Source organism: Leifsonia sp. 2MCAF36 (assembly GCF_052115525.1).
Taxonomy (GTDB): Bacteria; Actinomycetota; Actinomycetes; order Actinomycetales; family Microbacteriaceae; genus Leifsonia.
In genome coordinates this window covers 15,634-34,943 of the sequence record NZ_JBFRGV010000013.1, presented here as the reverse complement: position 1 = coordinate 34,943, position 19,310 = coordinate 15,634, and the positions used below count along the sequence as shown (strand labels likewise).

The window sequence follows — 19,310 nt, the reverse complement described above, 5'->3', positions numbered from 1 at the left end:
CGCGATCAGCGTTCATCGGATCGGCCCGTCCGGATCCTCGTCGAGCCGCCCGTCGCCGCCCTGCTCCGCGTCGAGCTTCTCCGCGATCTCGGCCCGGTAGCGCACCCGACGGATGCGCCGCACCATGTCGAGCACCAGGAGCACGACGACCACGGCGAGCAGGAACGTGACGACGAATCCGAGCACACCGGGGGTGACGGAGTCGTCGGCCGGCGCGCCGGACGGTGTCGGGGCCGGCGTCGCGGCCAGCCGGACGGAGGCGCGCAGCAGGGCGTCCGCCATCACGCGGCCACCGCGCTCAGGAAGAGGTCGGTCTCGGGCAAGTCAGCATTCACAGCTTTGTCTCCTAGTCTGGTCTCAGCCTACCGTCGCCCGGCGGTGGACCCCTTGAGCGGGAAGCGGAGCTGGATCGGCATGGCGGTGCACGCATGACGGCGACCCCGACGCTCGACACCCGCTACGGCCGCACCCGCGAACGGAAGCGCCGCGACCGCTGGCTGCTGATCGGTGGTCTGGTCGCTCTCGTTGCGATCGTCACCGCGTGGGTGTTCTGGGCCGGCTGGGACAACGACCAGGCGAACCTGGAGACGACGGACACGGCCTACACGATCCCGGACGACCACCACGTCGACATCTCGTTCACCATCAACGCTCCCCCGGGAACGCCGGTGACGTGCGCCCTCCAGGCACTCAACGAAGACTTCGCCATCGTGGGCTGGCGCATCGTGCAGTACCCCGGATCCGACACGCGCCTCACGGCGTACAAGGAGCCCATCCGGACGATCATGAAGCCCAACACGGGTTTGATCAACACCTGCTGGCTGACCTAGTATTGTGCGGATACGCCCCGGCTGCGACCGGGGCGTCGACTTTACCACCGGTCCAGAACCGGACCATCTGCCGATGGCGACAGCCGCAGGCGCGAAGGAGTTCATCATGTCTCAGGAGTCTCAGGTCTCGTTTCTGACCCAGGACGCGTACGACCGACTGTCGGCCGAACTCGAGGAGCTCAGCGTCAACGGCCGTAACGAGATCGCGAAGCGCATCGAGGCGGCCCGCGAGGAGGGCGACCTCAAGGAGAACGGCGGCTACCACGCGGCCAAGGAGGAGCAGGGCAAGATCGAGGCCCGCATCGTCCAGCTCACCAACCTGCTCCGCAGCGCCAGCGTCGGTGCGGCGCCGGAGAGCCACGGCGTCGTCGAGCCGGGCACCGTCATCACCGCGACCATCGCGGGCGACGAGAGCGTGTTCCTGATCGGCAACCGCGAGATCGCGTCCGGCACCGACCTTCCCGTGTACAGCGAGCAGAGCCCGCTCGGCTCCGCCATCCTCGGCCTGAAGGTCGGCGACAAGACGGAGTACACGGCACCGAACGGCCGCCAGATCGCCGTCACGGTCACCAAGGTCGAGACGTACACCGGTCACTGATCGGCCGCCTCGGGCCTGACCGGCCCGGACTCTGACCAGCCCGGCTATTCGTCGTCGACGACGGGGTCGTAGCCGGCGGCGCTGAGGGCGTCGATGACGTGGCGCCGGTGGTCCGTGCCGCGCGTCTCGACACTGACATCGAGCTCGACCTGGCTGAGCTGGATCCCACGTCCGTGCCGGGTGTGCAGCACCTCGACGACGTTCGCGTTGACGCCGGCGAGGATCTCCGCGATCCGGGCGAGCTGGCCGGGACGGTCGGGCAGGCTGATCCGGAGCTTGAGGTAGCGGTCGGAGGCGGCCAGGCCCTGACTGATCACGCGTTGCATCAGCAGCGGGTCGATGTTGCCGCCGGAGAGGATCGCGACCGTCGTTCCGTCGGCCGGCACCGCTCCGGCCAGGATCGCCGCGACGCCCGCGGCGCCGGCCGGCTCCACGACCAGCTTTGCGCGCTCGAGGAGCACCACCATGGCTCGCGCGATGTCGTCTTCTGACACGGTGACGACCTCGTCGACCGCGTCGCGGATGATCTCGAAGTTGAGCGCGCCGGGCCGGCTGACCGCGATGCCGTCGGCGATGGTCGCCACGAGCGCGATGCTGGTCGGCTCCCCGGCCGCCAGCGACGGCGGGTAGGCGGCCGCATTGGCGGCCTGAACGCCGATCACGCGGACCTGCCGCCCGTCCCGGGCCGCTTGCTGCTTGACCGCGCTGGCCACGCCGGAGATCAGGCCGCCGCCGCCGATCGGGACGACGATGGTCCGCACATCCGGCACGGCCTCCAGGATCTCCAGTCCGAGCGTGCCCTGGCCGGCCACGACATCCGGATGGTCGAACGGAGGGATGAGGACGGCGCCCGTCTCGGCCGCGAAGTCGGCGGCCGCCCGCAGCGTCTCGTCGACGTAGCTGCCGCTGAGCACGACATCCGCCCCGTAGGCGCGCGTCGCCTGGAACTTGGGGATGGCGACGCCGACCGGCATGAAGATCGTCGCGTGGATGCCGAGCTCCCGGGCAGCGAACGCCACGCCCTGCGCGTGGTTGCCGGCGGAAGCCGCAACGACGCCGCGAGCCCGCTCCTCGGCGTTCAGCTTCGACATCCGGTTGTAGGCGCCGCGGATCTTGTACGACCCGGTGCGCTGCAGGTTCTCGCACTTGAGGAGCACCGGAGCGCCGAGCAGCTCGGTGAGGTACCGGGAGCTCTCGATCGGGGTCGGCTGCGCCACCGTCGCGACGATGGCGCGCGCGGCCTCGAACTCGTCCAGGCTGGGGCCTGCGAACGGTGTGCGGGTGTGATCGGTCGCGATTGCCACGGGGTCAGCCTACCGGCGGTCGTATTCTCCGCACCGCATGGAGCGGACGTCAGCCTCGGCCCGGGGGCTTGCGCACGGGCCGCGGAACGGTCTCCCAGATGGGTCGGTCGGGTTCCTCCCAGCCTGTCGGCTGGCCGGTCCGCCACTCCTGGCTGGAGACGTAGTGCACCATGACGTTCAGCACCGCCACGAACGGCACGGCGAAGAGCGCGCCCGGGATGCCGGCGAGCAGCGACCCGGCGGCGACCGCCAGCACGACGGCGAGCGGGTGCACCTTCACGGCGCTGCCCATGATCAGCGGCTGCAGGATGTGCCCCTCGATCTGCTGCACCAGCAGCACGACCCCGAGCATGATGAGGGCGAACACCCAGCCCTTGAAGACGAGCGCGATGAAGACCGCGAGCACGCCGGTGACCACTGCGCCGACGACCGGGATGAACGATCCGAGGAAGACCAGCACCGCGATCGGGATGACCAGCGGAAGTCCCAGGAAGAACGCGCCGAGCCCGATCCCGAGCGCATCGATGGATGCGACCAGCACCTGCACCTTGGCGAAGTTGCGGAGGGTCACCCAGCCGGCCTTGCCCGCACCGTCGATGGCAGCGCGCGACCGCTTCGGGAAGACCCGGACGATCCAGCCCCAGATGCTCTTGCCGTCGATGAGGATGAAGATGGTGCTGAACAGCGTCAACAGGGCACCGGCGAAGATGTGCCCGACGGTCGAGCCGACCGACAGGGCGCCCGAGAGGAACACCTGGCCGTCCTGCTGGATCGACTTCCCGATCGACGAGAACGCACTGCTGATCTGGTCGTGGCTGAGGCCGAGCGGCCCGGTGGTGAGCCAGTCCTGGAGGCCCTGGAACGCCGTGACGGATTGCCGCTGGAGCTGGCCGCTCTCCCGTGTGACCTGCCAGATGGCGAGGTAGAACAGGCCGCCGACCACGACCACCAGCGTGATCAGCACCGTGAGGATCGCCAGCCACTTCGGCCAGCGGTGGCGGACCAGGACGTCTTTGAACGGCACCAGCAGCCCGGCGAGCAGCACCGCGATCAGTACCGGGATGACGATCAGCTTGAGCTGGATGATGAGGTAGATGATCACGGCGATGACGGCGCCGATCACCAGCAGGCGCCACGACCAGGCGCCCGCGATCCGCATCCCGCGCGGCAGCGCTTCGTCGGCGGAGTCCGTGCCGTCGACGGCCGCGCCGAGCTCACGGCCGCGGCGCTGGAACCACGAACGCGCGGGCGCGCGATTCCCCGCGGGTCCGGTGACGGGCGGGCTGGCGGGCGGTGTGGCGGGCGGCTGGACAGGGCGGTCGGTGTCTGGCATGCCCGTCAGTGTAGGCCGCGGCGGAGGGCCGTCACCGGACCCCGCACGCGGCGATCACCCGTCTCACAGCTGCAGGATGAGCGGCGGGTACTCGATCTCGGTGCGGTACCACTGCCAGCTGGAGCCTCCGGTCTGCTGGATGGACGCGTAGGTCACCTGGTTCGGCGGCACGCTCCTCAGGCCGACGACGACGGCGACGTTGCCGTTCACCGTTCGTGCGCCCGTCCCCGTCGGCGCCGTGCCGCCTGCGTAGCCGCCGACGTTGAGGTTCACCGAGCCGTTGGCCGTGATCACGAACGTGACGATGTAGTCGGCCGGCGCGGTGGCTCCGTAGTCGCCGGGGGTGAAATGCACCGAAACTCCCGGCCCGCCGGAGGGTGTCGGCCGGTTCGTGAAGGAGGCGTACGGCGTCCCGGTGGTGTCCGTCTGCATGATGTCGGGCGCGATGAGAGTCAGGTTGGTCCGCCCTTTGCCCACGGTGTGCGTGGGACTGATTGTCTCGATGAGGCGGTACCAGGGGAAGATGATGACATCCTGCACCGGGATACGGTGCGCGATGTCCGTGAGGGACAGGGTTCGCTCGAACGTGGCGGGGTCGATCTGAATGCCGGATTCAGGTTCCTCCGCACGCTCCCCCGCTGGAGAGTCACTGGACATGCGCGGACTCTACGCCGGTGCTAGCGCGGCGCAACAGTCACCGGTGAACCGCTGAGCGCGATGGACACGCGCTCGCCCGGCTCCGGCCGCTCGCGGGCGCCGTGCTGCACGGCGAGCTCGCTGCCGTCCTCCAGGCGGACCCGCGTGCGGCGCAGCGCCCCGAGGAAGCTGGTGGTGAGCACGACAGCGGGCAGTCCTTCCGCCGCGAGCAGCACATCCTCGGGCCGGAGGTAGGCGGTGACCGCGCCGTCAGCCACACGCGACGCGAGCGGCACCTGCTGCCCGAGCACCCGGAGGCGCCCGCCCGCGACCGTCCCCTCGACCCGGTTGGTCAGTCCGACGAACTCGGCGACGAACGCGCTCGCCGGCCGGTGATACAGCTCCTCCGGGCTTCCGATCTGCTCGATCCGGCCCGCGCGCATCACGGCGACGCGGTCGGCGACGGCGAGCGCCTCCTCCTGGTCGTGCGTCACGAAGAACGTGGTGATGCCGAGCTCCGTCTGGATGCGGCGGATCTCATCCCGCAGCTGCACGCGCACCTTCGCGTCGAGCGCGGACAGCGGTTCGTCGAGGAGCAGAACGCGCGGCTCGGTGACGAGCGCTCGGGCGAGCGCTACGCGCTGCTGCTGTCCGCCGGAGAGCTGGTGGGCGTAGCGGTCCGCGTGGTGGTCGAGGCCGACCAGTTCGAGCGCGGCGGCGGCGCGGCGGCGGCGCTCCCCCGGGGCGACCTTGCGCATCCGCAGGCCGAATTCCACGTTCTGACCCGACGTCAGGTGCGGGAACAGCGAGTACGACTGGAACACCATCCCCAGGTCGCGGCGGTTGGTGGGCTCGTCGGTGACGTCGCGGCCGTCGATGAGGATGCTGCCGCTGTCCACCCGCTCCAGGCCGGCGAGCGAGCGCAGCGCCGTGGTCTTGCCGCAGCCGCTCGGGCCGAGCAGTGCGATGAGCTCGCCGGGAGCGGCCGCCAGGTCGAAGCCGGACAGCCCGGCGCCGCCACCGAAGTCGCGGACGAGGTCGCGCAGCTCGACGGTCGATCCGGTGCGGGAGGAGAGAACGGGGGTTTCGAGGGCGGTCATGTCAGCCTTTCGCGGGACGCCGTCGCCGCACGCTCACCAGGCGGTCGACGACGAGGAGGAGGACGAACGCGAACACCAGCGCGAGGAGCGCGAAGATGACCGCAACGAAGGGGTCGGACTGCGACACCAGCAGCAGGGAGGTCTGCAGGTTGACGCGGGAGAGCAGCGAGGCGATCGTGAACTCGCCCAGCACGACGGCGACGGAGAGGGCGGAGGCGGCGAGGATGCCGCGGCGCAGGTTCGGCACGAGGACCCGCGAGAACACCGTCCACCAGCCGGCGCCGAGCGACCGGGCGGCCTCGCTGAGGGTGATCATGTCGACAGCGGCGACGTTGCTCTGGATGGCCCGGTAGGCGTAGGGCAGCACCGTGATGCCGTACGCGAACGCGAGCGTCCAGGAGCCCGAGCCGAAGACCTGCGTGACGACCGCGTACGTCGGTGCGAGCCCGACCACCATGACGATCGCCGGGATCATGATCGGAAGCAGGCAGACGGCCTCCAGCAGGCGGCGCAGCTTCGGGAAGCGGAGCTCGACCAGCACGATCGTCGGCAGCAGCACCAGCAGCACGATCGCGACGGTCACCACCGCGAGTACGAGGGAGTTGCCCAGACCCTGGTACACACGGTCGTAGCGTGTGGTCTCGCCGGAGAACACCGCCACCCAGCGGTCGACGTTGTACACGCCGGGCTTCGCGGTGCGGAGCGTGAACTCCACCATCGAGAACAGCGGGATGGCGAAGAACAGCCCGAGCACCGTCCAGATGATCGCACGGACGGCGGGGCCAGGTCCGAGCCGCAACGGCTGGCCGCGGCGGCGGCGCGCGGGGCGCGCCTCGACGGCCCGGGTCACCGCTGCCACCTCGCGGTGCGTCGCACCAGCACGGAGTAGGCGAGCATGACGACGACCATCACCAGCAGCATCCCGAGGGCCATGGCCCCTGCGAGGTTCGCACGGCCGAGGACGGTCTCGCTGATCAGCGCCTGGCGGATCTGCAGCGACACGATGTTGTTGGCCTGGCCGACGAGTGCGGCGGCCGTGGCGTACGAGGAGAAGGCGTTCGCGAACAGCAGCAGCAGGCTGCCGAGGAACGACGGGAGCAGGATGGGCCCGCCCACGCGCGTCCAGTAGGTCCAGCAGCTGCCGCCGAGGGTGGCGGTCGCTTCCAGCCACTGCGGGCGCAACCCCTCCAGCGCGGGCATGAAGGTGATCACCATCAGCGGGATCTGGAAGTAGAGGTACGGGAGGATGAGCCCGGGCACCGTGTACAACCAGACGCCGTTCTCGTAGATGTTGATGTGCGCCACGTTCCGCAGCAGCACGGTGACGAGACCCTGTGCGCCGATTGTCGCGATGAACGCGAAGGCGAGCATCACCCCGCCGAACTGGGCGAAGACGCTGCTGGCCGAATCCACCAGCGAGCGGGTGACGCCGCCGGGGCGCGAGCGCAGCAGGGCGAAGCACAGCGCGGCGCCGGCGATCGCGCCCAGGATCGCCGTGAGGGCGGAGAGCCAGAACGCTCCGAAGAACGAGCCGGCGATCGCGGGTTCGGCGAGGCCGGTGAGGTTCGCGACGGTGAAGCGCCCCTGCCCGTCCACGAAGCCGCTGCCGACCGCGACCACGGTCGGGATGGCGAGGAACACGACGACGTAGAAGGCGAAGGGCGTCAGCCCGAGCACGGCGGCGACGCCCGTACGGCGCCGCCTCCCGGCACGCGCGACCGGGAGCCGGCCGGACGACGGCTGCCGCCGGGTCTCCGGTTCGGAGACTCCGGCGGCAGCGCGGTCGACCGCGGGCGCAGCAGCGCCTGTGACGGTCTCGGTCATCAGCCGACCGCGTTCGCCCACTTGGCGTTGAGCAGCGTGCCGGCGTCCGTCGCCTGCTTGTCGCTCATCACAGCCACCGTGTCCAGCTTGCCGGGGAACTCCGCCTTGTCCAGGGTGCCGGCCTTCTCCATCGCGTCGACGCGCGCCGGGTAGGCGCCGCCCTTCAGCCACGCGTTCTGGGCGGCGTCGCTGTAGAGGTACTCCTCCCACAGACGGGCGGCCGCGGGGTGCGGGGCGTCCTTGCTGATGGCCTGGTTGTAGTACCCGACGTACGCGGTGCCCGGGAGGACCACGTACTTCCAGTTCACGCCGCCGCCCTTGATGGTGTCGGAGGTGGCGTAGCCCTTCTGGTTGAACGACCAGTCGAGCAGCACCGGGGTCTCACCGGAGGCGATGGTGTTCGGCTTGCCGTCGGCGGCGTTCCAGTTGCCCGCCTTCTTCAGCTTCGAGAACCAGTCGACGCCCGGGGTCAGGTCGTCGAGCGTCCCGCCGTTCTGCAGGGTCGCGTAGGCGACCGCTCCGGCCGCAGCGGCCGCCTGGGTCGGGTTGCCGTTCAGCGCCACGGCGCCTTTGAATTCCGGCTTCAGGAGGTCGTCGAAGGACTTCGGCGCGGTCTTGATCTTGTCGGCGTCGTACCCGACGGCCATGACGCCGTAGTAGCCGACCTTCCAGAGGCCGTCCTTCTCCTTCTGGTTTGCCGGGATGTCGTCCCAGCCGGTCGGCTTGTACGCGGCGAAGTACTGGGTGTTGGCGAGCGCGACGGAGGAGCCGATGTCGAAGGTGTCCGGTGCGGTGTCCTGGCCCTTGAGCTTCTTGGCCGCGTCGATCTCCTCCTGGCTGGAGGCGCTGTCCTGGCTCGGGTTGATCGTGATGCCGTACTTCTTGGTGAAGCCGTCGAAGATCTCCTGGTAGTTCGCCCACTCGCCCGGCGTCGCGATGATGTTGAGGCTGCCCTCCTTCTTCGCGGCGGCGACCAGCGCGTCCATCCCGCCGGCCGACATCGCGTCGGTGGCGGTGGCGATCGAGGCGTTGTCGGTGCTGGTGCTGGCGCTTGCGCCGCCGGAGCAGGCGGCGAGCGAGAGTGCGACGACGGTCGCCGCGGCGGCGAGGCCGGCGGCACGTGCGCGCTTGTTGATCACGGGTTTCCTCCAGTGCAGGGTGTCGCCCGGGCGGAACGCCCGGACGTCGTCACGGTAGGAAGCCCAGGCGTCCGGGCGGTCGCCCAGCGGTGACGGGGCGGTGAACGTCCGGTGTCCGAGGTTGTCGATAGGGTTCAGGCGTGGTCGAACAGGTCTCCCCCGCTCTCGCTCGACGGATCGCGCTGGCCGCGCAGGGCTTCGGGAGGCCACACCCCGCTGTCGTGGGCACCCGCCAGCTGAACGGCCTCGTCGACCGGCTCGGCGTGCTCCAGATCGACTCGGTCAACGTCTTCGAGCGCAGCCACTACCTCCCGGCATTCGCCCGGCTCGGCGCGTACGACCGCTCGCTGCTCGACCGGCTCACCTTCGACGCTCGCGGGCCGCACACCGAGTACTGGGCCCACGAGGCCGCCTTCATGCGCAAGGAGGACTGGCCGCTGTTCGCCTGGCGGATGCGCGAGTACCGCGAGCGCTACGGCGGTCCGGGGAGCTGGTTCGAGGTCAACGAGAGCACGGCCGAGTGGCTGCGCGGCGAGCTCGAGGCGAACGGCCCGCTCGTCGCGGGCGAGATCGAGCACGACGCGAACCGCCGCACGGGCCCGTGGTGGGGCTGGTCCGAGGTGAAGCGGGCGCTGGAGCGGATGTTCCTGTTCGGGGAGGTCGCGATCGCGGGGCGGATGCGGTTCCAGCGCCGGTACGCCCTGACGGAGCAGGTGCTGCCTTCCAGCGTCCTCGACACGACGGTGTCCGAGGAGGACGCCATCCGCGAGCTGCTCCGGCGGGCGGCCGTCGCGCACGGCATCGGCACCGCGCGCGACTTCGCCGACTACTACCGGATCAAGGGACCGCGGGTCGGCGTCGCCCTGCAGGAGCTCGAGGACGCGGGCGAGCTCATCCCGGTGCAGGTGCGCGGCTGGGAGAGCGCCGGCCGGCCGGTCCGCGCCTGGATGCACCGGGACGCCCGGAAGCCGCGCACGGTCGAGGCCGCAGCGCTGCTGTCCCCGTTCGACCCGGTGGTCTGGTTCCGCGATCGCGCGCTCCGGATGTTCGGCTTCCACTACCGCATCGAGATCTACACACCCGCCCCCAAGCGCGTCTACGGCTACTACTCGTTGCCGATCCTCATCGACGACGCCCTGGTCGGCCGCATCGACCTGAAAAGCGACCGCCAGGCCGGAGTGCTGCGCGTGCAGTCCGCCTGGACGGAGCCCGGCTCGCCGCCCGCGACGCTGGACCGGCTCCTGCCGCTGCTCGCCGAGACGGCCGCGTGGCAGGGACTGGAGTCGGTCTGCGTCGCCGAGGGCGCCCGGGGCGACCTGGCTCCCCTCCTCGCCGACGCGCTGCGCCCGGGGGTAGGGTTCGGGGCATGACGTCACCGCTGGACTACCTGGATGAGGACGGGGCCGACGAGGCCGACTACGAGTCGCCGATGCGCGAGCTGTATGCGTACCACGACGGCGACACCTGGCTCGACGGCGTCGTCACCGGGGTGCGGCCGGGTGGCGCCGCCGACGGCACGACACTCGTGCAGTTCGACGAACGGCTGTGGGTGCCGGCGCGCGACGTGAAGCCGTCGGACCACTACGTCGCCGTGCTGCTGAACCCCGACTCCGAGGTGTACGCCGAGGTGATCCAATCGTTCGTCGGCGGGCAGCCGAAGGAGGTCATCCGCGACGTCTCCATCGTCGGCGACGGCAACGTCGGCACCGAGTGGCGTCCGCTCGACGAGCGGGCCACGGGCACGCGCGTCCGCTACCGGTACACCGGCACCGCCGAGCTGCAGGCGCCCGACGACGAGGACGCCGCCGCGTCCGCCTAGCGCTACCTCCCGCTCGCGCTCCCGCATCGGTGAGCGCACCTGTTTGTCACCTCTGCGCCTGTGCGCGCAGGGGCACACGTGACAAACGGGCGCGAACGGCGCTGTCCTGGCACGCGTCGGCGACCTCGGGCGCGGCTACGCCGTGCGCCGCTGGAGCGTCAGCGCGCCCAGGATGACGGCGGCGAGCGCGAACGCCCCGATGATCAGCAACTGGCCGCCGACGTACGCGGCGTCGTGAGCGTTCGTCGCGACGGCGTTGAGCGCATCCACCGCGTGCGAGAGCGGCAGCCAGTCGCTCAGCTCCTTCAGCCCGGCCGGCAACTGGTCGCGCGGGAAGAAGATGCCGCCCAGCAGGATCTGCGGGAAGATCAGGAGCGGCATGAACTGAACCACCTGGAACTCGGTCCGGGCGAACGCGCTCGCGAACAGCCCGAGGGTGCTGCCGAGCACCGCATCCGTCACCGCCACGGCCACCAGCAGCCAGGAGTCGCCCTTCACGTCGAGCCCGCACACCCACAGCGCGTACGCCGACGCGAGCAGGGCCTGCACGATGGCCAGCAACCCGAACGCGATCGTGTACCCGATGATGAAGTCGCCACGGCCGAGCGGCATCGACAGGAGGCGTTCCAGCGTGCCGGTGCGCCTCTCCCGCAGGGTGGTGATGGAGGTCACCAGGAACATCACGACGAACGGGAACAGCGCCAGCATGGCCGGCCCGACGGTCTGGAAGACCGGCGTGTCCGTGAAGATCCAGGCGACCAGCCCGATGAGGAGGCTCGGCACGACGAGCAGGAGCACCACAGTGCGCGGGTCATGGCGAATCTGGTTGAGGACGCGGCCGGTCGTCGCGAGGGTCCGGGTGGGGTTCATCGCGCGTCCTCCTCGAGCTCTGCCGAATCGGCCGGAACGGCGGGGGCGGCGCTTTCGTCGCTCGACTCCGCGCTCGGTTCCGCGTCGGGCAGCGCGTGCCGCGCGTGGTGACGCCGAAGCAGGGCGAGGAACGCGCCCTCGGCATCCGCCGCGCCGGTCTCCGCAAGCAGTTCGTCCGGCGTCGCATCCGCGAGCACGGCGCCCTCGCGCATCAGGATGAGCCGGTCGCAGCGGCTGGCCTCATCCATGACGTGGCTGGAGATCAGGAGGCTGGTGCCCGACTCCGCGAGGCGGTGGAACAGCCCCCACAGCTCCACGCGCAGCAGCGGGTCGAGCCCGACGGTCGGCTCGTCCAGGACGAGCAGGTCGGGCGAGCCGAGCAAGGCCGCGGCCAGCGAGACGCGGCTGCGCTGGCCGCCGGACAGCGCCGACACGAGGCGTCCGGCGTGCTCCTCGAGGTCCGTGGCGACGATCGCTCGGTCGACGTCGGCGCGGCCGGCGCCGAGCACCCGACGGAAGTAGTCCAGGTTCTGCCGGATGGTCAGGTCGTCATAGACACTGACGGCCTGCGTGACGTAGCCGACGCGGTGCCGGAGCGCAGCCGATCCCGCAGGCTGGCCCAGTACTGACACCGTTCCCGACTTGATCCTCTGCACGCCGACGATGGCGCGCATCAGGGTCGTCTTGCCGCACCCGCTCGGACCGAGGAGTCCGACGACCTGCCCACGCGGGATACGGAGGTCGAGCCCGTGCAGCACGTCGGTCCGGCCGCGGTGCACCCGCAGGCCCTCGATGGCGACGGCGGGGTCCGCCGCATCCGGCGAATTCATCATGTGCTGAATTATTCGCCTGTCGGAGGGCCCACGTCAAGAGAGCGGTGCATCGGGTCCGCCGAAGAGATGCCATTGCAGCACCGGGCCCACCCGGCGCGCGATCTCGTCCGCCGGGGTGCTCGCGATCGGCTCCACCTGGAGCGCGTAGCGGGTCACCATGATCCCGACCAGCTGTGCGGCGGCCAGCTCACCGCGCAGGGCCGCGTCCGGCGCATCGCTCAGGGCGGCGAGCTTCGACAGCACTTCGCGCGCCAGGAACTCGCGCACCATCCGCGTGCCGGGGCCACCGCCGAGCACGGTGCGCATGATGACGACCATCCGCCGGGCGGACTTCTCGTCGTCGAGACGCTCGAGCACGTAGCGGACGAGGGACTCCCCGATGTCCTCCCGTGGACCCGACAGCACCACATCCAGCAGCCGGTCCGGTCGCAGGGGCACTTCGAGGGTCGCCGCGAACAGGTCGGCCTTGCCGTCGAAGTAGTGGTGGACGAGCGCGGAATCCACCCCGGCACGGCGCGCAACCGCCCGGAGCGAGGCCGCCTCGTAGCCGCGCTCGGCGAACTCCTCGGCCGCAGCGCGCAGGATCGCAGCGCGCGCCGAGGCGGCGCCGCGCTCCTTGCGCGGGCGGCCGGGTCGGCGACGTTCGGCGAGCTCACTCACGAGGCCATTGTGCACCTGGTCGCGCCCTGTCGTCCCCCTGTCCATCACCGAGGCGCTTGCTTCGAGTGTGATGGGAACGCGGTGAGCGCCAACTCCCCCGAAGCTAGGATGTGGACTGCGGATCTGCTCGATCCGGCGCCCTGCACACAAGGAGTTCTGCGAACATGGAATGGCTCATTCCGGTCATCATCGTCGTCGTGATCGTGGCGATCATCGGGATCTATCTGTGGGCCACCTACAACTCCCTCGTGACGCTGAAAGTGCGCGTCGACGAGGCGTGGAGCGACATCACGGTGCAGCTGAAGCGCCGCGCCGATCTCATCCCGAACCTGATCGAGACGGTCAAGGGATACGCCGCCCACGAGAAGGGTGTGTTCGAGTCGGTGACCAAGGCGCGCGCCGAGACGCTCTCCGCGCAGACACCGGGTGAGGCATCCACCGCCGAGAACCACATGCAGACCGCCCTGAAGAGCATCTTCGCGGTGGCGGAGGCGTACCCGCAGCTCCAGGCGAGTCAGAACTTCCTGCGCCTGCAGGCCGACCTGGTCGACACCGAGGACAAGATCCAGGCGTCGCGCCGCTTCTACAACGGTGGCGTCCGCGAGTTCAACACCAAGATCAAGGTGTTCCCCAACAACCTCTTCGCCCGACGACTGGGCTTCACCGAGCGCGAGTTCTTCGAGGTCGACAACCTCGCCGCGATCGCTGAGCCCCCGCGCGTCCAGTTCTAGGGCCTAGATGTACAGGGCGATCGCCAGGAACAAGCGCAACACCGTCTTCATCATCCTGCTGTTCCTGGTTCTCATCGGTGCGCTCGGCTGGTTGGCGTCGTACATCTACCACAGCTACACGATCCTCGTGGTGGTGGTCATCGGGGCGGTGCTCTACGCGCTGTTCCAGTACTACCTGGCCAGCAGTCAGGCGCTGAGCATGTCGGGCGCCATCCCGATCCAGAAGGCCGACAACCCGCGGCTGTGGAACGTCGTCGAGAACCTGTCGATCGCCACCGGAACCCCGATGCCGGCGGTCTACATCGTGAACGACCCGGCCCCGAACGCCTTCGCCACCGGCCGCGACCCCGAGCACGCGTCCGTCGCCGCGACGACCGGGCTGCTCGACATCATGACGGACGCGGAACTCGAAGGCGTCATGGCCCACGAGCTCGGGCACGTGCGGAACTACGACATCCGGCTCGGGATGATCGTGTTCGGGCTCACCGTGGCCATCGGCTTCATCGCCGACATTTTCCTGCGGATGGCGTTCTTCGGCGGCAACCGCAACAACAACAACGGCGGCGGCAACCCGGTCGTCCTCATCTTCGGGCTGGCCGCCGCGATCGTGGCGCCGCTGGTGGCGACCCTGGTGCAGCTGGCCGTCTCTCGGCAGCGCGAGTACCTGGCGGATGCGACCGGCGCCATGACCACCCGGCACCCGGATGCGCTGGCGAGTGCCCTCCTCAAGCTGGAGGCCTACGGCCGGCCGATGCGCAAGCAGAACTCGTCCATGGCGCACCTGTGGATCGCCGACCCACTGAAGCCCGGCCTGATGGCCCGGCTGTTCTCTACGCACCCGCCGATCCCGGAGCGCGTCGAGCGCCTCCAGGAGATGGGCGGCAGCTTCTAGCGGCTCAGCCGCCGCACGTCTGCGCTCGTTTGGAACGTGGGCGGCTGCGCGCGCGGGTGCACACGCGACAAACGGGCGCAGACGCCGCGGTTGGCGGGCCGGGCGGGCCGAGCGGGCGGGTCAGGGGCCGAGGACGCGGCGCAGGTAGGCGTTCTCGAAGCGGCGCTCCGGGTCGAGCCGGTCGCGGACGGCGACGAAGTCGTCGAACCGCGGGTAGACCGCCCGCAGCGCGTCCGCATCCCGGCCGTGCAGCTTGCCCCAGTGCGGGCGTCCCTCGTGGGCGACCATGATCTCCTCGACCGCCGCGAAGTACTCGCGTTGGTCCTCCCGGTAGTACCGGTGCACGGCGAGGTAGCCGCTCTCGCGCCCGTACGCCGTCGACAGCCAGTTCTCGTCGGCCGCCGCGCTGCGCACCTCGACGGGGAAGGAGATGCGCCAGCCGCGCCGCTCGATCAGCGCCTTCACCTCGGCGAGCGCCATGGGCACGGCCTCCCTGGGCAGCGCATACTCCATCTCACGGAAACGCACCGTGCGGTTGGTGACGAACACCCGCGGCGCGTGGTCGGTGAAGTCCCGGTTGCCGGTCAGGCGCTGGGCGAGCCGACTGAAGGGCGGGATGACGGCGGGCGCCACCGTGCCGAGCGCGCAGACGCCCCGGTACAACCCGTTCGCGAGCAGTTCGTCGTCCATCCAGCGCCCGGTGCGGGACAGCGGCCGGCGCTCGGCGGTGAGCGGCAGCCGCGTGTTCGTCTTGGTGAGCGCTGTCTCCGTGTGCGGGAACCAGTAGAACTCGAAGTGGTCTTCGCTCGCCGAACGCTCGATGTACGACTCCAGCGTCGCCTGCAGCGGCTCCGGGCGTTCGACCGCCTGCAGCAGGTAGGCGGGCACGCACTGCAGGGTCACGTCGACGATGACGCCGAGCGCGCCGAGGCCGAGGCGGGCGGCGGGGAGCAGGTCGGCGTTCTGCGTCTCGTCGATCCGCAGCAGCACCCCCTCCCCCGTCACCAGCGTGAGGCCCACGATCTGGGTGGCGAGCCCGCCGAACGAGCCGCCCGTGCCGTGCGTACCCGTGGAGGTCGCGCCGGCGATGGTCTGCCGGTCGATGTCCCCCATGTTCTCCAGTGCCAGCCCGTGCGGGTGGAGCAGCCTGGGGAGCTGGTGCAGGTGCGTCCCCGCGGCGAAGGTGACGCGTCCGCGCTCGAGGTCCACCTCCACGATCCCGCTGAGGTCGTCGAGGTCGAGTTGGATGCCCGGAGCGACCGCGATGCCCGTGAAGCTGTGCCCGGCACCGACGGCTTTCACGCGCATCCCCTTGCGGGCGGCAGCCTGGACCGCGCGCTGCACCGCCTCGGCGGACGCCGGCCGTTCCACCCCCTGAGGACGCACCGCTTCGGTTCGCGCCCAATTGCGCCAGAGCCCACCCGCGGCCGTCACAGGAACACCTGGCCGTCGCCGCGGTAGCTCGCCACCTCACCGACCACGCTCGCGCCGCCATCCACCGTGTCGATCAGGTGGAAGCCGTCCACGTGCTCGCTGAGTTCGCCCGACTTGGTGTGCCGCAGCCAGACCCGGTCGCCGATCCGCAGGATGCCGGCCGCGGCTCCGGTGAGGGGTGTCTGCACCTCACCGGCCATCTCGCGCGCGACCATCGACAGGCCGGTCGGCCACTCCACCTTGGGCATCCGGTCTGCGGCCGGCGGTCCGGAAGCGATCCATCCCCCGCCGAGCAGCGTGGCCGTCTCTGGGGCGGGACGGCGCACCACCGAAAGCGCGAATGCGGCGGCGGGCGCGGGATGGAACGACCGGTAGGTGTCGAACAGGTGCCCCCCGAACAGCCCGCTGCCCGCGGCGATCTCGGTCACTGACGGGTCCGAGGCGGTGAACTCGATCGAGCCCGTCCCGCCGCCGTTCACGAACTCCAGGTCGGCGACACCGCGGACCGCGGCGACCGCCTCGCCGCGCCGGCCGAGCAGTTCATCGCGGGAGTTCTTCTGCACCCAGCGCAGCGTCGCGCCCCAGGCGGGCTTGCCGGGCGGATTGTCACCTTGACCCGCGATCTGCGCTTCGTAGCCCATCATCCCGACCAGGGCGAAACCGGGCCGGCGGACGATCTCCTCGGCGACCGCCCGGACGGCGTCGGCCGAGTACAGCGGGGATCGGAACACACCGATGTGACCGAGCACGGGCGCCTGCCAGGAGGAGTCGAGCTCCAGGCAAAGCCGGAGCGTCTCACGCTGCGCGGGCGGCACGACCGCGTCGATGAAGTCGAGGTGGGAGACCGAGTCGACCATCAGCGTGACCCGGGAGGCGAGCTCCGGCGAAGCCGCGAGCCGCCGGATCGCCGCGCGATCGGCCGTCGGGTAGCCGACCACGACATCCCCGATCGGCGGATGCCCGGCGTCCCCCTCGGCCAGCCAGAGCGCCTCCGGCAGTGTGTACGCGAGCACCCCGGCGTACCCGGGCAGCGCGAGCACCGCATCCAGCACCGACCGCACCCTGACCGACTTGGAGGCGACGCGGATCGCCTTGGCCGGCTGGCCGGACGGCCCCTGCGCGCGCCGCAGCAGGTCGTGCGCGTTGTGCCGCAGGGCGGGCAGGTGCAACACCGCCAGCGGCGGATCGAGGCGCGCCGTCGCCGCGGACAGCGACGGCCAGAACAGGTCGGGCGTGGTCCAGGTGCGCTCCGAGGCCCGGGGCGGAATGGTGAGGTCGAGGTCCGGCATCAACGCACCGCTTTCACTCGGGCGACCGCGAGCGCACCCGCGAACGCGAACAGGGCGGAGAGGACGAACAGCCCGGCGAAGCCGCCCATCGCCGCGACGATCATCGCCCCGAACAGCGGCGCGACCGCCTGAGGAACGGCCAGGGCGATGTTCATGATGCCGAGGTCCTTGCCGCGGGTCTCCGGGTCGGGCAGGACCTGCGTTGCGAGGGCCTGATCCACGCTGAGGAAGCAGCCGTAACCGATGCCGAGCAGCGCCGCCGCGACGAACGCGACGGACAGCTGCGGCACGAAGCCGAGCAGCAGGGCGGCGACACCCTGGACGGCGGACGACGCGAAGACGAACGCCTTGCGACGTCCCAGCCGGTCGGACAGCCGGCCGAGGACCAGCGACGAGACGATCACGAACACCATGTAGATGAGGATGAGGATGAGCAGGTCGTCGTCGGCGTGCGGGTCGCGCAGTCCGAACTCCAGGAAGTACAGCAGAAGCGACGTGCCGAACGCGTTGCCGAAGTTGACCAGCACCCGGCTGAGCAGCGTCCAGCCGAAGTCGGGATGCTCGCGCGGGCTGATCCACAGCCCCTCGATGATGCTGCGCAGCGTCATCGGCTCCCGCAGCTCCCGCGGCAGCACCGCATCCGGCAGGAACAGGAACGGCAGCACGAGCACGATCAGCAGCACGGCCATCGCGGTGTAGCCGACCACCGCGCCGACGAAGACGTACGTGACCAGCGCGACGCCCAGGATGATGCCGATCGCCTGCGGAGCGCTGATCCAACCGCTCACGTAGCCACGCTGATCCACCGGAACCTGGTCGCTGATCGTCGCGGTGAGGGCGGCCGTCAGGATGCAGAACCCGGTGAGCGCGAGGGACCAGAACACGCCCATCCCGATGATGGAGGTCTGCAGGCCGAGGAGCACGAGGGAGACGGCGAAGACGAGCGTACCGACGGCGATCCACGGCCGGCGACGGCCGAAGCGGCTCGTCGTGCGGTCGGAGAGCGCCCCGGTCAGCGGGTAGGCGACGATCGCGCAGACGCCGGAGATGCCCGAGATGACGCCGAACGCGATGACATTGTCGACCCAGTAGCCGGTGTGCAGCTCGGTCTGCACCTGGTCGGGCAGCAGCTTCTGGATGGGCGCGAGCTGCGCCATCCACACGCCCAGCCAGGCGACGGCGAAGGCGGCGACCCAGCGACCGGGCACCTTGCGGGTCGGTTCGGCGAAGACGGCCGGGGTGGAGGTGTTCGTCATCGGGTACCTGCGTTCTCGGTGGGGGTCGCCTGCGGGGCGAGCGTGGGTGTGGCAGGGTTCGGTACGGCGCGGGATGCGAGCGCGGCGAGCGCTTCGGCGGCCAGGTCCATCGTCGCTTCGGCCGCGGCGTCGTCGCGCGTGACCAGCCAGGCGACGGTGAGGCCGTCGGTGAAGGCGACCAGGATGCGCGCCACGTCGTCGAGCGGCCTGGTCCACTCGCACCCGGTGAGGCGTGCGGCTGCGGCGGCGGCGTCGGCCGCGACCTCGTGGTATCGGGCGTACTGGCGCCGCGCCAGCGGCTCGAAGCCCGGTTCGCGGAGTGCCCACTGGGTCAGCTCCAGCATCGCCTTCTCGCGGTCGGGATCGGCGCGGAGGCCGTCGAAGTAGTGCTGGAGGCCCGCACGGAGCGCGTCGCGCATCCCGAGCCCGCCGCTGTCGCCGGAGAGGACGGGGGCGAGGTCGCGCTGCTCGCTCTCCACGGCCGCCTCGATGAGCTCGGCCATCAACTCGTCGCGCGAGGCGAAGACGTAGTGGAAGCTCGCCAGCGGCATCCCTGCCTCGGCGACGACGCGACGGGTGGTGGCTGCCGCGACGCCGTCCCGGGCGATCACCCGCAGCGCGGCCTGCACCAGCGCCGTGCGCCGGTCCGCCACCGGGATGCGCGTCATCCGGACTCCTCGGGTTCCGCCGCGCTCCGTCGCGCGGGAGAAAGTGGGACAGTTGACCCAGATGGAAGTATGCCGCAAATCCCGGCGATTCGTT

General features: G+C 70.4%; 21 protein-coding genes. 6 read left to right on the top strand and 15 right to left on the bottom strand.

Annotated elements, in window-relative coordinates:
- Positions 1-12: 12 nt before the first annotated feature.
- Positions 13-282 (bottom strand): hypothetical protein, encoded by a 270-nt coding sequence (locus AB4079_RS17570; RefSeq protein ID WP_441788689.1) that lies wholly within the window; start codon positions 280-282, stop codon positions 13-15.
- 146 nt (positions 283-428) lie between these two features.
- Between AB4079_RS17570 and AB4079_RS17565 the strand changes: the two genes are divergently transcribed.
- Entirely contained in the window at positions 429-830 is a 402-nt protein-coding gene (locus AB4079_RS17565) for a DUF4307 domain-containing protein (RefSeq protein WP_441788613.1), read from the top strand.
- A 106-nt stretch (positions 831-936) separates the two neighbouring features.
- On the top strand, positions 937-1,428 hold the full coding sequence (greA, locus tag AB4079_RS17560; protein WP_441788688.1) for a transcription elongation factor GreA: 492 nt from the start codon (positions 937-939) through the stop codon (positions 1,426-1,428).
- A 44-nt stretch (positions 1,429-1,472) separates the two neighbouring features.
- Here the strand turns inward: greA and ilvA are convergent, their stop codons facing one another.
- The 7 genes from ilvA to AB4079_RS17525 form a co-directional block, all read right to left on the bottom strand.
- On the bottom strand, positions 1,473-2,732 hold the full coding sequence (gene ilvA, locus AB4079_RS17555; RefSeq protein ID WP_441788612.1) for a threonine ammonia-lyase: 1,260 nt from the start codon (positions 2,730-2,732) through the stop codon (positions 1,473-1,475).
- A 49-nt stretch (positions 2,733-2,781) separates the two neighbouring features.
- Positions 2,782-4,065: an AI-2E family transporter gene (locus tag AB4079_RS17550; protein WP_441788611.1), complete on the bottom strand. Its 1,284-nt coding sequence runs from the start codon at positions 4,063-4,065 to the stop codon at positions 2,782-2,784.
- A gap of 63 nt (positions 4,066-4,128) precedes the next feature.
- Complete coding sequence (locus tag AB4079_RS17545) at positions 4,129-4,722, bottom strand: hypothetical protein (protein ID WP_441788610.1); 594 nt, start codon at positions 4,720-4,722, stop codon at positions 4,129-4,131.
- Positions 4,723-4,742: 20 nt separating this feature from the next.
- A complete protein-coding gene (locus AB4079_RS17540; RefSeq protein ID WP_441788609.1) occupies positions 4,743-5,801 on the bottom strand; it encodes an ABC transporter ATP-binding protein in 1,059 nt (352 codons plus the stop codon).
- Between the two features lies 1 nt (position 5,802).
- On the bottom strand, positions 5,803-6,660 hold the full coding sequence (locus AB4079_RS17535; RefSeq protein ID WP_441788608.1) for an ABC transporter permease: 858 nt from the start codon (positions 6,658-6,660) through the stop codon (positions 5,803-5,805).
- Positions 6,648-7,646: an ABC transporter permease gene (locus AB4079_RS17530; RefSeq protein WP_441788607.1), complete on the bottom strand. Its 999-nt coding sequence runs from the start codon at positions 7,644-7,646 to the stop codon at positions 6,648-6,650. Before AB4079_RS17530 ends, AB4079_RS17535 begins: the two co-directional genes overlap by 13 nt.
- A complete protein-coding gene (locus AB4079_RS17525) occupies positions 7,625-8,764 on the bottom strand; it encodes an ABC transporter substrate-binding protein (protein WP_441788606.1) in 1,140 nt (379 codons plus the stop codon). The genes AB4079_RS17530 and AB4079_RS17525 overlap by 22 nt, the downstream gene beginning before the upstream one ends.
- A gap of 140 nt (positions 8,765-8,904) precedes the next feature.
- Here AB4079_RS17525 and AB4079_RS17520 point away from each other — a divergent pair, with 140 nt between their 5' ends.
- Entirely contained in the window at positions 8,905-10,134 is a 1,230-nt protein-coding gene (locus tag AB4079_RS17520) for a winged helix-turn-helix domain-containing protein (protein WP_441788605.1), read from the top strand.
- Positions 10,131-10,583: a hypothetical protein gene (locus AB4079_RS17515; RefSeq protein ID WP_441788604.1), complete on the top strand. Its 453-nt coding sequence runs from the start codon at positions 10,131-10,133 to the stop codon at positions 10,581-10,583. Before AB4079_RS17520 ends, AB4079_RS17515 begins: the two co-directional genes overlap by 4 nt.
- A gap of 135 nt (positions 10,584-10,718) precedes the next feature.
- On the opposite strand, the gene AB4079_RS17510 is transcribed toward AB4079_RS17515, so the two are convergent.
- From AB4079_RS17510 to AB4079_RS17500, 3 genes are read right to left on the bottom strand one after another with little or no spacing between them, the layout of a single operon-like run.
- Positions 10,719-11,453 (bottom strand): ABC transporter permease, encoded by a 735-nt coding sequence (locus AB4079_RS17510; RefSeq protein WP_441788603.1) that lies wholly within the window; start codon positions 11,451-11,453, stop codon positions 10,719-10,721.
- Entirely contained in the window at positions 11,450-12,286 is an 837-nt protein-coding gene (locus AB4079_RS17505; RefSeq protein ID WP_441788602.1) for an ABC transporter ATP-binding protein, read from the bottom strand. Before AB4079_RS17505 ends, AB4079_RS17510 begins: the two co-directional genes overlap by 4 nt.
- Positions 12,287-12,319: 33 nt before the next feature.
- Positions 12,320-12,946 carry a TetR/AcrR family transcriptional regulator gene (locus AB4079_RS17500; protein WP_441788601.1) on the bottom strand — a complete coding sequence of 209 codons (627 nt, stop codon included), beginning with the start codon at positions 12,944-12,946 and terminating at the stop codon, positions 12,320-12,322.
- 164 nt (positions 12,947-13,110) lie between these two features.
- Between AB4079_RS17500 and AB4079_RS17495 the strand changes: the two genes are divergently transcribed.
- Both AB4079_RS17495 and AB4079_RS17490 read left to right on the top strand, forming a co-directional pair.
- A complete protein-coding gene (locus AB4079_RS17495) occupies positions 13,111-13,677 on the top strand; it encodes a LemA family protein (RefSeq protein WP_441788600.1) in 567 nt (188 codons plus the stop codon).
- A gap of 7 nt (positions 13,678-13,684) precedes the next feature.
- Complete coding sequence (locus tag AB4079_RS17490) at positions 13,685-14,569, top strand: M48 family metalloprotease (protein WP_441788599.1); 885 nt, start codon at positions 13,685-13,687, stop codon at positions 14,567-14,569.
- A gap of 120 nt (positions 14,570-14,689) precedes the next feature.
- On the opposite strand, the gene AB4079_RS17485 is transcribed toward AB4079_RS17490, so the two are convergent.
- From AB4079_RS17485 to AB4079_RS17470, 4 genes are read right to left on the bottom strand one after another with little or no spacing between them, the layout of a single operon-like run.
- Positions 14,690-16,003 carry a D-arabinono-1,4-lactone oxidase gene (locus AB4079_RS17485; RefSeq protein WP_441788598.1) on the bottom strand — a complete coding sequence of 438 codons (1,314 nt, stop codon included), beginning with the start codon at positions 16,001-16,003 and terminating at the stop codon, positions 14,690-14,692.
- On the bottom strand, positions 16,000-17,292 hold the full coding sequence (locus AB4079_RS17480; protein ID WP_441788597.1) for an amino acid deaminase/aldolase: 1,293 nt from the start codon (positions 17,290-17,292) through the stop codon (positions 16,000-16,002). Before AB4079_RS17480 ends, AB4079_RS17485 begins: the two co-directional genes overlap by 4 nt.
- Positions 17,292-18,548, bottom strand: coding sequence for an MFS transporter (locus AB4079_RS17475; RefSeq protein ID WP_441788596.1), 1,257 nt, complete (start codon positions 18,546-18,548; stop codon positions 17,292-17,294). Before AB4079_RS17475 ends, AB4079_RS17480 begins: the two co-directional genes overlap by 1 nt.
- Positions 18,545-19,216, bottom strand: a complete 672-nt coding sequence (locus AB4079_RS17470) for a TetR/AcrR family transcriptional regulator (RefSeq protein WP_441788595.1) — start codon at positions 19,214-19,216, stop codon at positions 18,545-18,547. The genes AB4079_RS17475 and AB4079_RS17470 overlap by 4 nt, the downstream gene beginning before the upstream one ends.
- Between the last annotated feature and the right edge of the window lie 94 nt (positions 19,217-19,310).

Bases quoted from the DNA above. Each gene is read 5' to 3' on its own strand.
- AB4079_RS17540 (WP_441788609.1), bottom strand. From the start codon at position 5,801: ATGACCGCCCTCGAAACCCCCGTTCTCTCCTCCCGCACCGGATCGACC.
- AB4079_RS17545 (WP_441788610.1), bottom strand. From the start codon at position 4,722: ATGTCCAGTGACTCTCCAGCGGGGGAGCGTGCGGAGGAACCTGAATCC.
- AB4079_RS17495 (WP_441788600.1), top strand. From the start codon at position 13,111: ATGGAATGGCTCATTCCGGTCATCATCGTCGTCGTGATCGTGGCGATC.
- AB4079_RS17505 (WP_441788602.1), bottom strand. From the start codon at position 12,286: ATGATGAATTCGCCGGATGCGGCGGACCCCGCCGTCGCCATCGAGGGC.
- AB4079_RS17490 (WP_441788599.1), top strand. From the start codon at position 13,685: ATGTACAGGGCGATCGCCAGGAACAAGCGCAACACCGTCTTCATCATC.
- AB4079_RS17550 (WP_441788611.1), bottom strand. From the start codon at position 4,065: ATGCCAGACACCGACCGCCCTGTCCAGCCGCCCGCCACACCGCCCGCC.
- AB4079_RS17480 (WP_441788597.1), bottom strand. From the start codon at position 17,292: ATGCCGGACCTCGACCTCACCATTCCGCCCCGGGCCTCGGAGCGCACC.
- AB4079_RS17470 (WP_441788595.1), bottom strand. From the start codon at position 19,216: ATGACGCGCATCCCGGTGGCGGACCGGCGCACGGCGCTGGTGCAGGCC.
- AB4079_RS17510 (WP_441788603.1), bottom strand. From the start codon at position 11,453: ATGAACCCCACCCGGACCCTCGCGACGACCGGCCGCGTCCTCAACCAG.
- AB4079_RS17570 (WP_441788689.1), bottom strand. From the start codon at position 282: ATGGCGGACGCCCTGCTGCGCGCCTCCGTCCGGCTGGCCGCGACGCCG.
- AB4079_RS17475 (WP_441788596.1), bottom strand. From the start codon at position 18,548: ATGACGAACACCTCCACCCCGGCCGTCTTCGCCGAACCGACCCGCAAG.
- AB4079_RS17515 (WP_441788604.1), top strand. From the start codon at position 10,131: ATGACGTCACCGCTGGACTACCTGGATGAGGACGGGGCCGACGAGGCC.
- AB4079_RS17565 (WP_441788613.1), top strand. From the start codon at position 429: ATGACGGCGACCCCGACGCTCGACACCCGCTACGGCCGCACCCGCGAA.
- greA (WP_441788688.1), top strand. From the start codon at position 937: ATGTCTCAGGAGTCTCAGGTCTCGTTTCTGACCCAGGACGCGTACGAC.